This window comes from Streptococcus himalayensis (assembly GCF_001708305.1).
GTDB classification, from domain to species: domain Bacteria; phylum Bacillota; class Bacilli; order Lactobacillales; family Streptococcaceae; genus Streptococcus; species Streptococcus himalayensis.
Genome location: NZ_CP016953.1, coordinates 2216309 through 2232369, shown reverse-complemented (window position 1 = coordinate 2232369; position 16061 = coordinate 2216309). Strand labels below are relative to the sequence as shown.

General features: G+C 40.9%; 16 protein-coding genes and 1 pseudogene. 11 read left to right on the top strand and 6 right to left on the bottom strand.

Annotated features, from left to right (window positions below):
• The first annotated feature begins 161 nt into the window (after nt 1–161).
• From BFM96_RS10490 to greA, 11 genes are all read left to right on the top strand, one after another.
• Entirely contained in the window at nt 162–440 is a 279-nt protein-coding gene (locus BFM96_RS10490) for an autorepressor SdpR family transcription factor (RefSeq protein ID WP_068993974.1), read from the top strand.
• Nucleotides 427–1029, top strand: a complete 603-nt coding sequence (locus tag BFM96_RS10485; protein WP_068993971.1) for a DUF1648 domain-containing protein — start codon at nt 427–429, stop codon at nt 1027–1029. Before BFM96_RS10490 ends, BFM96_RS10485 begins: the two co-directional genes overlap by 14 nt.
• A 135-nt stretch (nt 1030–1164) precedes the next feature.
• Entirely contained in the window at nt 1165–1683 is a 519-nt protein-coding gene (locus BFM96_RS10480) for an isoprenylcysteine carboxylmethyltransferase family protein (protein WP_068993968.1), read from the top strand.
• A 123-nt stretch (nt 1684–1806) separates the two neighbouring features.
• Nucleotides 1807–2244 (top strand): GNAT family N-acetyltransferase, encoded by a 438-nt coding sequence (locus tag BFM96_RS10475; protein WP_068993965.1) that lies wholly within the window; start codon nt 1807–1809, stop codon nt 2242–2244.
• A gap of 179 nt (nt 2245–2423) precedes the next feature.
• Nucleotides 2424–5504 (top strand): DEAD/DEAH box helicase, encoded by a 3081-nt coding sequence (locus BFM96_RS10470; protein ID WP_068993962.1) that lies wholly within the window; start codon nt 2424–2426, stop codon nt 5502–5504.
• 53 nt (nt 5505–5557) lie between these two features.
• Nucleotides 5558–6157 carry a cystathionine gamma-synthase gene (locus BFM96_RS10465; protein WP_068993959.1) on the top strand — a complete coding sequence of 200 codons (600 nt, stop codon included), beginning with the start codon at nt 5558–5560 and terminating at the stop codon, nt 6155–6157.
• A gap of 9 nt (nt 6158–6166) precedes the next feature.
• Nucleotides 6167–7498 (top strand): UDP-N-acetylmuramate--L-alanine ligase, encoded by a 1332-nt coding sequence (murC, locus tag BFM96_RS10460; RefSeq protein ID WP_068993957.1) that lies wholly within the window; start codon nt 6167–6169, stop codon nt 7496–7498.
• Nucleotides 7488–7907, top strand: a complete 420-nt coding sequence (locus BFM96_RS10455) for a GNAT family N-acetyltransferase (protein ID WP_068993954.1) — start codon at nt 7488–7490, stop codon at nt 7905–7907. Before murC ends, BFM96_RS10455 begins: the two co-directional genes overlap by 11 nt.
• Complete coding sequence (locus BFM96_RS10450) at nt 7897–8394, top strand: GNAT family N-acetyltransferase (RefSeq protein WP_068993951.1); 498 nt, start codon at nt 7897–7899, stop codon at nt 8392–8394. The genes BFM96_RS10455 and BFM96_RS10450 overlap by 11 nt, the downstream gene beginning before the upstream one ends.
• A 286-nt stretch (nt 8395–8680) precedes the next feature.
• Nucleotides 8681–10318, top strand: coding sequence for an endolytic transglycosylase MltG (gene mltG, locus BFM96_RS10445; RefSeq protein WP_068993949.1), 1638 nt, complete (start codon nt 8681–8683; stop codon nt 10316–10318).
• A 63-nt stretch (nt 10319–10381) separates the two neighbouring features.
• Nucleotides 10382–10864 (top strand): transcription elongation factor GreA, encoded by a 483-nt coding sequence (greA, locus tag BFM96_RS10440; RefSeq protein ID WP_068993946.1) that lies wholly within the window; start codon nt 10382–10384, stop codon nt 10862–10864.
• 82 nt (nt 10865–10946) lie between these two features.
• Here greA and BFM96_RS10435 read toward each other — a convergent pair whose 3' ends face one another.
• The 6 genes and pseudogenes from BFM96_RS10435 to BFM96_RS11015 all read right to left on the bottom strand — a co-directional run bounded on the left by BFM96_RS10435 (nt 10947) and on the right by BFM96_RS11015 (nt 15656).
• Nucleotides 10947–12203 carry an ISL3 family transposase gene (locus BFM96_RS10435; RefSeq protein WP_068993944.1) on the bottom strand — a complete coding sequence of 419 codons (1257 nt, stop codon included), beginning with the start codon at nt 12201–12203 and terminating at the stop codon, nt 10947–10949.
• A gap of 207 nt (nt 12204–12410) precedes the next feature.
• A pseudogene (locus BFM96_RS10430) lies at nt 12411–13744 on the bottom strand (IS66-like element short variant transposase).
• Nucleotides 13716–13922, bottom strand: a complete 207-nt coding sequence (locus BFM96_RS10425; protein WP_068993941.1) for an IS66 family transposase — start codon at nt 13920–13922, stop codon at nt 13716–13718. The pseudogene BFM96_RS10430 and the gene BFM96_RS10425 overlap by 29 nt, the downstream one beginning before the upstream one ends.
• Nucleotides 13923–13971: 49 nt before the next feature.
• Nucleotides 13972–14322: an IS66 family insertion sequence element accessory protein TnpB gene (gene tnpB / locus BFM96_RS10420; RefSeq protein ID WP_068993938.1), complete on the bottom strand. Its 351-nt coding sequence runs from the start codon at nt 14320–14322 to the stop codon at nt 13972–13974.
• A complete protein-coding gene (locus tag BFM96_RS10415; RefSeq protein WP_068993935.1) occupies nt 14303–14488 on the bottom strand; it encodes a hypothetical protein in 186 nt (61 codons plus the stop codon). Before BFM96_RS10415 ends, tnpB begins: the two co-directional genes overlap by 20 nt.
• Nucleotides 14489–14608: 120 nt before the next feature.
• A protein-coding gene (locus BFM96_RS11015) for an IS630 family transposase (protein ID WP_145939735.1) occupies nt 14609–15656 on the bottom strand; the annotation gives its coding sequence in 2 pieces (ribosomal slippage) (nt 14609–15217 and nt 15219–15656; 1047 coding nt in all).
• Nucleotides 15657–16061 lie beyond the last annotated feature (405 nt).

Genomic DNA, 16061 nt, shown 5'->3' with positions numbered 1-16061 from the left:
ATGAAGGAAATAATCGAACCAGTTTCAGCTGAAATAGTTGGAGCTGGTTTTCTTTTTTGAAACTATTTCGAATTTTTTCTAAATAACTCTTGACAATGCACTGCAAAAGGAGTAATATTCTATTTAGAAATATTTCTAAATAGAATATGAAAGGAGACAATATGGGTTTATCAGAAACATTAAAGGCGATTTCGGCGCCCATTCGGAGGCAGATTTTAGATAGCCTAAAGGCAGGTCCCAAGTCGGCTGGTGAGATTGTAGAACTCTTTCACTTGAGTGGTGCAACAGTCTCACATCATCTATCTGTCTTGAAAAAGGCGGGCTTAATTTTAGAAGAAAAGCAGAAAAATTTTATTTATTATCGGCTGAATTACACTGTATTTGAAGAAGTGCTAGTTTGGATTGCTAGCTTTGGAGGAGAAAAAGATGAAAAAAATTGATTGGAAACTACTGTTGGTGACAAGCTCTCTTTTCTTGATACCATTGGTTCTTGTCTCCCTTTACTATGGACAACTACCAGCTGTACTTCATACTCATTTTGGAGCGGATAACGTTGCAAATCAAACAAGTAGCAAATGGATGTCGTTGATTTTTATACCTTTACTAGCCTTTCTCTTTCATGTTTTCTTGTGCATCGCTCTTGATGTCACTAAAAATGGTCAGGTTCCTGTTGTTAAGGTAGGGAAATGGGTGATGCCTATCGTTATGACACTTGTAACGACCAGTATTCTACTGGTGAATTTAGGAAATGAACTAGATATTCGCCGCCTAGTCGTCGCTTTCTTAGCAGGAGTGTATCTGATTATGGGGAATTACATGCCAAAAGATGTAGCGACTACGACTGCTTCTCAGACACTAGCAGATCGTAAGAAAACAGCCTATCTATTTATAGGAGGCGCAGTCGCTCTTCTCCTTAGTCTATTTTTTGAACCAATCGTATCTATCGTGGTTTTGATTGTCTTTACAATTTCAGCGATTGTTTGGAGTATGTATTGTGGATATAAAGGCTATAAAATGCCCCATCACTAAGGGTGTGGAGTAGGAAAACTATAGACTATCTAAGGTTCATCTCTGCAAGGTGTAAAATATACGGAAGCTATTGACCCTATAATCTTTGTTTTTTATAATAAAAGGCATAATCTATTAACATAAGGAGAAGATATAGTGGTTATTAGCATTGTTGTCGTTGTATTTTTATTACGACTATGGTTTTTAAAGATTTCTGTTCAGCATGAACGAATGATTTTGAAGAATGGTGGAAGAGAATATGGAGTTAAAAATACTAAATATTTAACTCTTCTACATATTTTATTTTATCTTTTTAGTATCATAATGGCTTTCGTCCAACATATCCGTTTAGATTTTATTGGGATAATCGGGATTGGATTACTTGTATTTTCCATGTGTATGTTGTATCTTGTACAGTCTATCTTGGGAGAGATTTGGACAGTGAAGTTAATGATTGCTAAGGGACATACTTATAATGACCACATGCTCTTTCGCATCATCAAACACCCTAATTACTATCTGAATATTATTCCGGAACTAGTCGGTCTAACCCTCCTATGTCACTCATGGCTAACAGCACTATTTCTTGCACCTTTTTATACTATCACTTTGTGGCGTCGAATTAGAGAGGAAGAAGAATTGCTAGAGACGATTATTTTGCCAAATGGCTCGTAGTTTCGTAGTATAGCAAATAAAAACGGCTATTATATACCAGTAAATAAGGAGGTTCCTATGGGGATCAGGAATTTGGATACAGCATGTTCTTTCTAAAATCCTATAAAAGAAAAGGAGAAGAGGATGATTACCTATGTGAAACAAGCAAAATTGGATATAACAGCTGTTCTTGAATTGTACAGGGCGGTTGAATGGACCAATTATACCCAACAACCCCAGATGTTAGAACAGGCCTTAGCAAACAGCCTACTAGTTATTGCAGCCTTTGATCAAGAAAAGCTCGTAGGCTTGTTACGAGCTGTGGGAGATGCTGCTTCCATTCTCTTTGTGCAAGATATTCTAGTCTTATCAGACTATCAACGAAGGGGTATTGGACGAAGGCTGATGGAAATGCTTTTAGCCAGCTATCCTACTATTTACCAACTGCATCTCTTGACAGGCAGAGAAGAAAAGACAATGGCTTTCTACGAATCCTTAGGATTTAAGGCAGTAGATGAGCTAGACTGCGTTGCCTATACGTATCCAACATCACATACAAATCTTATGACCTTGCCTTTATAACGATCGTTTTATCAGGAAAATCGAATGATAAACAGATGATTTTGTTCTTCTTTCCAGGAAGGACAGGATCATTTTTTGTTTATTTGATAAGAAGACATCAATCTTTTCATTGCTTCAAGATTTTTTTCTTTTTCGTCTAAGGTATGGTATAATGAGAAGATTGATAAAAGGTGGTAGTTATGGCAAAATTAATTCCAGGGAAAATTCGTACCGAAGGGATTGCGCTCTATGAGGGTGGAAAAATTGATATCGTAGAAGTGAAGGAACAGCTGATTTATAGTCGTGTTGAGGATCAGCAACTGCGGTATAGTTTAGAAGACGAGGCTATTTTTTGTGCCTGTGATTTATTTCAAAAGAAGGGCTATTGTGCGCACTTAGCAGGTTTGGAATATTTTCTGAAAAATAACGAGGAAGGCAAGGTCTTGCTTGAAAGTTTAGCTAGCGAGGTATCTGATAGCGAAGAAACCCATACCAAGGTGTCTTTCGGGAGCTTATTTTTGGATAAGATTTTACCTGAGCCAGCTGAGGAGCTCTATCAGTTATCAGCGGTGGGGCATGAGGATAGCTACTCAGGAACCTTTTTGTGGACAGTACGCATCAGTCGTTTGCCAGATGAACGTTCCTATGTTATCCGTGACATCAGGGCTTTTTTAGGAGTTTTGGAGAAGGAAGGGCACTACCAGATTGGGAAAAATTATTATGAGCCGCTTCGCTTAGCCATGTTTGATGAGGCAAGCCGTGATTTGCTGGGCTTTTTAAGAGGTCTCTTGTCAGATGATGAATTTATCTTTGCCAATGCTGGGCGGCACCTCTATTTCCCTGCGAGTTTGTTTGAAGAGGGGGTGACGCTTCTGATGAATTTGACGCAGTTTCATTTAGAATACAGTGTCTATGATTATGAATGGCTGACCTTCCAAGACCTGCATGAAGACTCAGGTATTTATCAGTTTGAGGTAGAAGCTTATTCATCCTACTTTGAATTGAGCATGTCAGAAGAAAAAGTCAAGTTCTTTTATGAGGACCAGTTTTTATTTTATGAAAATGGCTTTTACCAGCTCAATCCTGAACAAGTGCACATGGTCAAGCTTCTTAGAGAATTACAGACGGATGAGGATGGGAAAAAACGCTTGCAATTTGACCCAGCAGACCAAGCCAAGCTTGCAGCCAGTCTAGTAGAATTTCGAAAGATAGGGAAGGTTACTGCTCCGCAAAATCTCTTAATTCAATCCTTCAAGCCTCGCTTTTTCTTTGATATCGGAAACGAACATCGTCTGTCGCTTGCTATTTCTTTTGATTATGGAGACGTTGTAGTGCGTAGCCAGAAAGAGTTGGAGGACTTGCCGTTTGCGAGTGATTTTCATCTGGAGCAAAGGGTCTTTGAACAGGCTCGTTTAGCAGGATTTGAAGGTCAGTTTTTGAGCCAACGTCCTTCCTTAGAAGCAAAGGAAGTCTATCCGTTTTTCCACGAAATACTGCCATTGTTTGAAGAGTTGGGAGAAGTTGAGCTAACAGACGATTTTTCAGCCCTGTATCAGGTTGAAAGACCAACGATTACCGTGACAACAAACGGCAGTTTGCTGGATATTGGCTTTGATTTTGACAGGATTGATAAGGGGGAGGTCGATGAGGCTTTAGAAGCTCTGTTTCAGTCGCAGAATTTCTTTGTCAGTCGCTCGGGCAAGGTCCTGATTTTTGATGAGGAAACCAAGAAAATCAGTCAAACCCTCCAAAATTTACGAGCCAAGAAAAATCAGGATGGCGTCTTACAGACACACCGAATTGCCGCGTATCAGCTCTCTGAATTATTTCAAGGTCAGGACAAGGTTCAATTTTCAGCGGAATTTAAAAGTCTAGCTCATGATTTAACCCATCCAGAGGAATTTTCTCTGCCTACACTTTGTGTAAAAGCAGAGTTGCGAGACTACCAAGAGACGGGTGTCAAATGGATGAACATGCTTCATCACTATGGATTTGGAGGAATTTTAGCAGACGATATGGGGTTGGGAAAGACCCTTCAGACCATCAGTTTTTTAACCAGTCAGTTAAAAGAGGACACCAAGGTCTTGATTTTAGCACCATCCAGTCTGATTTATAACTGGGCGGATGAATTTAGAAAATTTGCACCTCAGGTGGACGTGGCAGTGGTTTATGGCTTAAAACCTCTCCGGGACAATCTCATTGCTGAAAATCATCAAGTGGTGATAACAAGCTACGCTTCCTTTAGACAAGATGTGGAGGAATATAGCAAGATTAGCTTTCACTACCTCTTTTTAGATGAAGCTCAGGTTATGAAAAATGCTCAGACAAAGATTGCTCAGCACCTGCGCTCCTTTGATGTGGGGACGACATTTGCCCTTTCAGGGACGCCGATTGAAAATCATTTGGGTGAACTATGGTCGATTTTTCAGATTGTGTTACCAGGTCTCTTGCCGACTAAAAAAGAATTTTTGAAATTGCCAGCAGAACAAGTGGCTCGATTTATCCAGCCCTTTGTTATGCGTCGTAAGAAAGAAGATGTGCTGCAAGAATTACCAGATTTGATTGAAGTGGTTTATCGAAATGAATTGGCCGATAGCCAAAAAGCCATTTATCTAGCTCAACTCAAGCAGATGCAGGAGAAAGTGATGTTAGCGACAGATGAGGAGCTCAATCGTAGCAAAATGGAAATCTTGTCTGGTTTAATGCGTCTGCGTCAGATTTGTGACACACCGTCGCTCTTTTTGGAGGATTACGATGGCGAAAGTGGGAAATTAGAAAGCTTACGGCAGCTACTGGAGCAGCTGCAAGATGGCAATCACCGTGTATTGATTTTCTCACAATTTAGAGGCATGCTAGACATTATCGAGCAAGAACTGCAAACACTGGGCATGTCTTCCTTTAAAATCACTGGTTCAACTCCAGCCAAGGAGCGTCAAGAGATGACTACAGCCTTTAACAATGGCGATAAGGATGCGTTTTTGATTTCCTTAAAAGCAGGTGGCGTAGGGCTAAACCTGACAGGGGCAGACACCGTTATCTTGGTGGATTTGTGGTGGAATCCAGCAGTCGAAGCCCAAGCTATTGGCCGTGCCCATCGGATGGGGCAGGAGCGCAATGTCGAAGTCTATCGCATGATTACCCAAGGGACAATTGAAGAGAAAATCCAGGAATTGCAAGAAAACAAACGCCACCTGGTCTCTACGATTTTAGACGGAACCGAATCAAGAGGGAGCCTTAGCGTGGCAGAAATTCGAGAAATTTTGGGAATTTCAGCTGAATAACTTGAAAAAATGGTGCAATAGGTTATAATGAAGTGTTGAAAGGAATTGGACGTATGAGAGAAAGAACTTTTCCAATAGTAGCAGATGAGGATATTATGCTGACGGAGATGCCTTTTATGAATCTCTATGATGAACAAGATTTTATTAGTAATATCCTAGGAGACTATGTGGATCGCAATTATTTAGAGTGGGAACCGATTGCTGAAGGGAAGATGGCACCATCGCAAGCTCATAATCAAGAAACGAATCCTCAAAGAGAGAAAACTTACGGAGAATTAGCACGAGAAAAAGCGCGTGAAGATTTAAAGAAAAAACGGTCAGCTGCTTATCTAACCAGCAATGTGACGAGTAAGTCCCATGGTTTTGCTAGTCGTAGCACTAAAAAAACTGCACAGGTTCAACCGACAGCCCATTTTCAAAAGGAAAAGCCTGGGGAATTTGCGAAATATGGGCAAAAATTAAGCCAAAAGCAGTATATTTTGGCGGAACTTTCGGATGTAGAAGAAGTACCAGTAGAAAAGACTTCCTCAAATAAGCAAAGTAACTATGATTTTTTGAAAAAAAGTCAGATTTATAATCCAGAAACCAAGCAGGAAAAACGGCAACAAGCAAGGGCTCAAGAGCTTAATCTGACCCGTTTTGAGAAGAAATAAGGAGACATGATGACAAAAACCTATCATTTTATTGGAATTAAGGGCTCAGGTATGAGTGCCCTTGCTTTGATGTTGCACCAAATGGGCTACAAGGTTCAAGGGAGCGATGTGGAGAAATATTATTTTACCCAGCGTGGTCTTGAACTAGCAGAGATTCCAATTCTTCCCTTTGATGAAAAAAATATTACAGCAGAAGTGGAATTGATTGCAGGCAATGCCTTTCGTCCGGACAATAACGTAGAGATTGCTTATGCGGACAAGGCAGGCATTCCTTACCGTCGCTACCATGAATTTTTAGGAGAGTTCATGCGTGACTTTATCAGTTTTGGAGTGGCGGGTGCCCACGGGAAAACCTCAACAACGGGTCTGCTATCTCATGTCTTGTCCAACATCACCGATACCAGTTATTTAATTGGAGACGGGACGGGACGCGGCTCTAGTCAAGCAAAATATTTCGTCTTTGAGTCTGATGAATACGAGCGTCACTTCATGCCCTATCATCCAGAGTATTCGATTATTACCAATGTGGATTTTGATCATCCGGATTATTTCACAAGTCTGGAAGATGTTTTTCATGCGTTTGACGACTATGCCAAGCAGGTTACAAAGGGGCTATTCCTCTATGGGGAGGATGAGGAGCTTAGAAAAATTACTGCTCAAGCTCCGATTTACTACTATGGCTTTGAAGAGGGCAATGACCTAGTTGCCTATGATTTATTACGCTCTACGACAGGCTCTAGCTTTAAAGTCTCTTTCCGTGGTCAAGAGTTGGGAGAATTTAAAATTCCGACCTTTGGTCGCCACAATGTCATGAATGCAACGGCTGTCATTGGTTTGCTTCATGTGTCAGGATTTGACCTAGATCTAGTGAGAGAGCATTTAGTGAGCTTTGCAGGAGTGAAACGCCGTTTTACAGAGAAGATTGTCAATGGAACCACGATTATTGATGATTTTGCCCATCATCCAACGGAAATCATCGCAACATTGGATGCGGCTCGTCAAAAATATCCTAGTAAGGAAATCATTGGTATTTTCCAACCCCATACCTTCACACGCACCATTGCCTTGCTAGATGAGTTTGCAGCAGCTTTGAATCAGGCAGATGCGGTTTACTTGGCGCAGATTTATGGCTCTGCCCGTGAAGTAGATCATGGAGATGTTAAGGTTGAAGACTTGGCCGAGAAGATTATCAAGAAAAATCAAGTCATTACAGTTGACAATGTATCTCCTCTGCTAGAGCATACGGATGCCGTCTATGTCTTTATGGGGGCGGGAGATATTCAAACCTATGAATATTCCTTTGAGCAACTCCTTGCAAATTTAACCAGCAATGTCCAATAAGCCGTGGACTATCCAAGAAGTAGCAGATTGGGAAGAAATCAAGCGTTTGTATAGCTTGATTTTTGCTGAGACTGCCTTGCTAGATGCAGATATAGCTGGAAAGCTTGGATTTCTATTCAATTTGAATGGGGAACATGTTGCTTTTCTTTTTGGGCAGGTCTCAGATAACCATTTCCGCCTTGAGTGTTTGGGAGTTTTACCACGTTATCAGCGACAAGGGATTGGGACTCTGTGCCTAGCAGCCTTGAAAGAGCAAGCCCTAGATAGGAACTGGGATGGAATTTGGCTGCATCCGAGAGGACAGGAGCAGTATTTTGCGATGAATGGCTTTGAAGAGCAGATGGATGAAAAAACTTTCCAAGTGACCATGGTATGGCATCATCCTTTGAGGAGGCACGATGAAGATTAGACAGGCAAGAATAGAGGATCTAGCGGCTATAGTAGCGATTGAACGCGAAAACTTTAGCCTAGAGGAGGCCATGAGTCAAGAGGTTCTAGAAGCTCATCTTAAACATTGTAAAACGAGTTTCTTAGTGGCAGAAGAGGGCAACGAGCTCCTCGGTTACCTGGAAGGACCTGTTCAACGGGAACGTCATCTCAAGGATTTGTCCTTTACTGTAAGTGTCATCGATACGAGTGAGCAGGTAGGAGGCTATATTTCCATCACGAGTCTCTCGATTTCTCCAACTTCCCAAGGATCGGGAATAGGGAAAGCCTTGATTAATGCCATGAAGGCAGTTGCGACAAGAGACGGTCGGTTAGGGATTAATCTGACCTGTCATGATTACTTGATTGCCTATTATGAGCGGCATGGCTTTATCAACGAAGGGGTGTCGAGTTCGCAATATGCAGAAGAAGTCTGGTATGACTTGGTCTGGGAAACGGTTAGCCCTTGATGAGATTTCTGATGGGGAAAAGCAGGACAAACGCATGAAAAAACGATTGTTTTCAGATAAGGTTTTTTCATAAAAATTATATTTTTTATCATGAAATTTTCTTACAATGTAGATGCAAATAAATCCAAATCAATAGATATCGTGAAAATGTTCAAAAATGTAGGTAGCTAGAAAACACTGCATGAGTTTTCTTTGTGGATACTGCGTGAGGAGAAAGCGTTTGATATTGCATTTATTTTGCTTTTAAGATATAATAGTGAGGATTATAAACAAGGAGGACAGGCATTTGTCTGATAATTCACAAGATACAGAAAAGCTAAGTTTTAAAGAGCAGATTTTGCGTGACTTGGCTAGAGCTAAGGGAAATGAGCTACCAGAAAAACCAGAAGAAGTTGGGAATCTGGAAGAAAAATTAGGAATTGCAAATTTTCTACATGAAGCTCATTCTGAAGCTACAGAAGAACCTAAAGTGTCGATTGCAGAAGGTAAAGAAGACTGGTCAGAGCCCATCGTGACGGAAACTGCGGAATTTGTTGCACCAGAAACAGAAGAGCCGATACCGTCTTATCAAGAAAAGATAGAGCCAAAACCAGCTCCCGTAGTGGACGATAAGGAATACAATACCTTAAAAACACCGGTGTCTGTTTCTTATAAGGGAGATGGGGCAGAAATTACATCGAATGGCATTGAAGTAAAAGAGCCTATTCCAACGGGTGCCTTGAGAGAACCAGAAGCAAAGCCAGCTGAAAAATCTGTTTCTCGCATGCAGCGTGCAGCCAAGGAAACCAAACAAAAACGCCAAAACAATATTGCTAAAAAAATTGTTGGAACGGTGTTTGCCCTCTTAACGATTGCCATTATCGCGACGGGTGCTTTCTTTGCCTACTATGTGCATTCTGCCTTGCAGCCAGTTGATGCAGACAGCAAAGAATTTGTCACCGTAGAGATTCCTGCGGGGTCTAGCACCAAGGAAATTGGGAAGATTCTTGAAAAAGAAGGATTGATTAAAAACGGTCAGGTGTTTAATTTCTATGCGAAATTTAAAAACTATGCGGCCTTTAAATCAGGTTTTTACAACTTGAGAAAGAGCATGGATACAGACAGTATCGCAAAAGCCCTCCAAGAAGGCGGAACAGAAGAAGCAGTTACACCAGCTTTAGCTAAGTTAACCATTCCAGAAGGGTACACGATTGACCAGATAGCACAAGCAATTGGAGAGTTAAAAGAAGTCAAGGATAAGGTCAGCGCAGAAGCCTTTCTAGCTAAAGTCCAAGATGATGCTTTCATTGCTCAAGCAGCAGGCAAATACCCAACCCTTCTTGCTACCTTGCCAACCAAGGAGAATGGTGTGAAATACCGCTTAGAAGGCTATTTGTTCCCAGCTACTTATGACATCAAGGAAGAAACAACGGTTGAAAGCTTGATTGAGGAGATGCTAGGTGCCATGGATCAGACCATGTCAGCTTATTATGAAGGTTTAGCAGCTAAAAACTTGACTGTTAACGATGTCTTGACTCTCGCTTCGCTCGTCGAAAAAGAAGGATCGACAGACCAAGATCGCAAGGATATTGCAGGAGTTTTCTACAATCGTCTCAATCAAGGAATGCCTCTACAAAGTAATATCGCGATTTTGTATGCACAAGGAAAACTTGGTCAAAAAACAACCTTGGCAGAAGATGCAGGAATTGATACAAATATCGATTCACCCTACAATATTTACAACCAAACCGGCTTGATGCCTGGGCCAGTGGATAGCCCAAGTAAGGCAGCTATTGATGCCACCATCAACCAAAACAAATCAGATTATCTCTACTTTGTAGCAGATGTAACGACCGGAGCTGTTTATTTTGCAAATACTTATGAAGAGCATGAAAAGAATGTTCAAGAGCATGTCAATAGTAAGTTGCAACAAGGACAACAATAAACAAAAACTGGGACCATGTCCCAGCCTTTGTTTTTACAAGAAGAAATAGAAAGAAGAAATTACATGGCAGAAAAAACGTATTCAATGACCCTTGCAGAAAAGGAAAAATTAGAAAAAGAATTAGAGGAGTTGAAGTTAGTTCGACGTCCTGAGGTTGTCGAACGGATTAAGATTGCCCGTTCTTATGGAGACCTCTCTGAAAATAGTGAGTACGAAGCAGCAAAAGATGAACAAGCTTTTGTAGAAGGACAAATCTCGAGCTTGGAAACGAAGATTCGTTATGCCGAGATTGTGGATAGTGACTCCGTAGCTCAAGACGAGGTAGCGATCGGAAAGACAGTGACTCTCCAAGAAATTGGTGAGTCTGAAGAAGAAGTCTATCATATCGTTGGGGCTGCAGGAGCAGACGCCTTTGTCAATAAAGTCTCAAATGAAAGTCCAATTGGTCATGCCTTGATTGGGAAAAAGACAGGGGATACCGCAACGATTGAAACCCCTGTTGGTAGCTATCAAGTGAAAATCTTGAAAGTTGAAAAAACTGTATAAAGAAAAAGATGGGAGAACCCGTCTTTTTTGTGTTATTGGCTCAAAAATGGGCTCTTTGTCAACTGTAGTGGGTAGATGTCAGCTAACATCTAGAGAGGACCAACTTGGTCTTCTCTTTTTTGATGTTTAAGGCAATCAAAATCCGCTTTTTGAAGTTTTCAAAGTTCCTGAAACCAAAGGCATTTCGTTTAATGACTTTGATAAGATTATTGGTAGCTTCCAATTTAGCGTTGGAATAAGGCAATTCCAAAGCGTTTAAAACCTTGTCCTTATCCTTTAGAAAGGTCTTAAATACCGTCTGGAAAATAGGGTTAACAGTGGCTCTTTCTTGCTCAATTAGGTCAAAGAAATGCTCTGAGTTCCTCTCTTGGAAATGGAATAAAAGAAGTTGATAGAGTTCATAATGTTGTCGTAACTCATCTGAGTAGGATAGGAGCTTGTCTAAGATTTCCTTATTGGTCAAATGCATGCGAAATGTAGGGCGATAAAATCGTTTATCACTGAGTTTACGGCTATCTTGTTGTACCAGTTTCCAGTAGCGTTTTAAGACACGGTATTCCTGGGATTTTCTATCGAATTGATTCATGATTTGTATGCGGACACGGTTCATAGCACGAGCTAAATGTTGCACAACGTGGAAGCGATCCAGCACGATTTTAGCATGAGGAAAAAGTTGTTTGGCTAGTTGATAGTAAGGGCTAAACATGTCCATAGTGATGAATTTAACGCGGTTTCTGACCTGTCTAGGGTATCGTAGGAAGTGATTTCGGATGGTAGCTTGCGTTCTTCCATCAAGAATAGCGATGATGTTATTTGTGTCAAAATCTTGAGCGATAAAGCTCATTTTCCCTTTCTTGAAGGCATACTCATCCCAGGACATGACTTCTGGAAGCTTATCCCAATCCGTTTCAAACTTAAACTCATTGAGTTTTCGAATAACTGTAGATGTTGAAATGGAAAGTCTGTGTGCGATATGTGTCATTGCTTGATTTTCGATGAGTAATTGTGTGATTTTCTGGTTGACAGCGACAGAGATTTGATGGTTCTTCTTAACAATAGGAGTTTCAGCGACCGCTATTTTCCCACATTCCTTGCACTTGAAACGACGCTTTCGAAGGCGGATAAGTAGCGGGTAGCCAGCAGTTTCTAAGTAGGGGATTTTAGAGGCTTTCTGGAAGTCGTACTTAGCCATTTGTCCCTTGCAGGAAGGGCATTTAGGGGCTGTGTAATCCAAGTGACCGTGGAGTTCTAAGTGAGTTCCCATGTCGCATTCATTAGTGATCGTGATATTTTTGTCTTTCATTTTGAGAAAATTTGTGATAAGATTTAGTTGTTCCATATGAGTCTTTCTAAATGATGGTTTTATCGCTTTTCATTATAGGTCATATGGGACTTTTTTTCTACACTGAAAAAGGCTCCATAATCTCTACAGTGGATTTACCCACTACAGATATTATAGAGCCCAAAAATGCTAATCGTACTGTAACCGCTCCATAACGAGGTATATTGAAAAAGTTCCAAAGTCTTGCTTGACTCTGGAACTTTTCTATTTGCAGTTGTTCTGAATTCGTTCAGTCCACGGTAAATAAGCCTCTAGAATCTCCTTTTTTGCGAGTGACTCCTCGTTTGGTAGATTGTCTAGAAGATAAGTGATGTATTTCTCTGAATCAAGACCATGCCTCTTAGCTGTCTCCAGTAAACTCAGGATAATGGCAGTTGCTTTAGCTCCCTCAAAACTTTGGGAAAACAACCAATTTTTCCGTCCCATGACCAAGGACTTAATAGCGCGTTCTGCTACATTATTGGATAGAACCAAGCGACCATCTTGAAGAACTGCCTTGAATAGTTCTTCATACTTAAGGCTATACTCTATCGCACGACCAAGTTTTGACCCAGGTAAAATAGATTGATTGCGGCACCAGTCGAAGAACTCATCCATCAAAGGGGCTAACTCTGTCTGGCGTTTATGTAGTCGCTCCTCGCTAGACAAATCTGCCCAATCATTCTCCAAGGCAAATAGACGGTCGCAATAGGCTAATCCCTTAGCACCCAAGGAAGTCCTGTCTGCCTTTTTAGGCGTCGCCTCGAAGAAGATCTTCTGACATGAGCCCAACAACCAACCAACTCAGCTCGTTCTAACTGCCTATAGGCCGACCACATATCACAATGTACATAGCCTGTATAATCTCCAAGAAACTCCTTCACAACCAAGCCACTCCGCCCTTTATCGTGATGATAAAGAGTGATTCCCTGTTCTTCATGCTTCCCAGACAAGAAGGTCCAATAATAAGTCAACTGACTATCACTTTCCAAGACCCTATAAGAAGTCTCATCCGCATGGAGAACAGGCTGTTCTAGTAATTTCTCGTGCAGAAGGTCATAAATCGGCTCGAAATAATACTGACTAGACTTGATGTGCCAGTTGGCGACTTCCTTCCGTGTGATTGGCAAGACAAGCTTGTTCCAATCCTCTTCCTGGCGGTAGTTGGGGACCTTGAGATTGAATTTCTGATGAATGGTGTGGGCAATAATGGAGGCTGACCCTAGGCTATGTGCCAAAGGAGCCTTCGGAACAGGAGCCTTGATAATCTTATCGTTAAAATTCTTCTCGCTACAGTTCTGGCACTTGTAAGCGTGTTGGACATGGTCAATCCGCTTCAATTGTGCAGGGATGAAGACCAACTCTTGCCGTTGAATACAAGAACCAATTTCTTTCAATTGACCATGACAGTCTGGACAAGTGCAGTCTTCGCCTTTTAGTTCATGATGAACCATCTCTGGAGTAAACTGACTGAAAACAGCCTGACGAACTCCCTTGGTTTTCTTACGTTTATAGGTAATCGTTTCTGTGTCACCTGGGTAAGTCAGCGTCTTCTTCAGGAAGTGGTTCTTCTTCGAAGAGACTTAGCTGACCAGGTTGATACGCAACTTTCTCTGATGACTTGCCATAAAGTTTTTGAGTTAAGTAAGCTACTTGTTCACGAAGAAGAGCAAGTTCATTTGTGAGTTGTTGGTTAACAGCTGCTTGTTGTTTAATAATGGCTAATAACTCTTCCATAGTCTCACCCTCCAGTTTTCTTTATTATACCGAAAAGAAAGCCATGATTTCAATAGAAATCACGACTTTTTGTAGGTTTTATTTTAGGCATTATCGAAAATCCCTTCATCAGCCAGTCTACTTGCTCGGAAGTTAAGGCTTTGACCTCATGTTCATCATTAGGCCAAGTGAGTTTGCCGTTTTCAAATCGTTTGTAGAGTAGCCAAAAACCTTGTCCATCCCAATAAAGGACCTTGAAACGATCTTTGCGGCCGCCACAGAAGAGAAAAACTTGACCAGAAAAGGGATCAAGGTTGAACTGACTTTTTACCAGATAAGCCAGCGAATCAATCCCCTGTCTCATATCCGTTTTGCCACAAACCAGATAGACCTGCCCTAAATCACTGAGTTGAATGCTCATAAGCAAGTACCTTATCTAAAATAGTTTCCAGTGTTTCTTGATGAAGAGATTGGAACAAGCTTAGTTCAACTTTTCCAATACGCATTTTCAGCACCATCTCGTTTTTGTTTTTCTTATCAAAACGACGAGATTGGGGCGTTTCCAAAGGAACAATAGGTTGTGACATCACAATAGCCTCCAGTTCTGTTTTCTGATAACAGTATACTAGAGGCGTGGAAAATATCATAGACACCTCGTTATGGGGCGGTTACATCGTACTTATTGCATTGTAATACTCATTTAATACTCATTTAACATCAAAATCTGAAAAGAGCCAATTTCTATGAACAATGGGTTTTAACACAGACCAATGCAGACATTGAATCACTTCTTGCAGCTTGCTAATGACATCGTCAAGCGTCTTAAAGGCCTTATTCTTGAAACCTCTCTTACGAATCTCAGCCCAGACTTGTTCAATGGGATTCATCTCAGGCGTATAAGGTGGAATGAACTCAAAGCCAATGTTGGTAGGTTTCTCTAACGTCCGTGATTTATGCCATACGGCGTTATCCATCACGAGTAAGATATAGTCATTAGGGTAGGCTTGGGACAGTTGTCTTAAAAATTCATTCATCCAATCGGTGTTACATCCCCCAGCAATGATAAAGAAAGATTCCCCCGTATGGGCATCGACAGCTCCATAGCAGTAGCGATATTCTCGAATATAGTGGCTGTGAACATGAGGTCGTACTCCTTTTGGCACCCAAGACTTCCCAATTTTACTAATCCGTCCGAATCCTGCTTCATCTTGGTACATGAGTCTGACCTTCTGGTAACGTCTACTATTCTTAAAGCGCTTTCTCGTCTTCTTGAAGGTAGATTTTATTTTTAGACGCCAAAATCGTTTTGGCATCTGCCTTTTTAGGGTGTTCAGGTCTTGGTGTTACTTTGCGCCAACCGTGACGCTTCAACAGTGCATAAAACCCTTCTCGCGTCGTTTGTTTCCCAATTTTAGTTTGATAAGCCTCGTGCATTTCTGCAATAGTGACAAATTGTCCTGAAGCACTACCAACAAACTGTTCTTCTAAGAATGCTTTTTCTTCTTCGTAAGTAAGATAAGAACGATGACGCCCCCCTCGTGCATCATGGGTAAGGGCAGAGAGGCCTTCTTGTTCATATTTTTTCACCAAACGCCAAATCGTATCATGAGATAAACCGATTAAGTCAGAAATGGCCTTGTAGGTCAACTTTTGAGAGCGTAAATAGACCGCTTGAATCCGTTTGTGATAGGCAGAGAGGTGTTTAGCCTTGAGAGCTGATTTGAGTTCTGTGATTTGTTCTTGTGTAGCGTTCATAGGACTATTATACATCAGAATTTGATTTTTGTTAAGTATAATTTCAAAAACAGATGTGCATATATAAAAATTTATTTTTCTATGAAATGAAGTGGGCTAAATAAGTTAAACAGGATGCTTTTTTCAGCAGATGAAAAGAACAGTGATAAAAAAGGGGTAGGAAACATCTAAGAAAGGCCCAAAATCGCTACTTTTGATTTTCATTGAGTATAAAAATAGCTTTTTATCTAAAAAATAAAACAAGCTAAGTGAAGCAAATAGGATGCTACTTCAGTAAATGAAATGAAGATAGAAAAAAGGGAACTTATTTCTAAATCATCTAAGAAAGTGATAAAAATGCTAACGTTGAATTTTTATTGAGTATTAGTTCGAATGTATAGTCAAACATCCCAGCTCGTCCTTCAA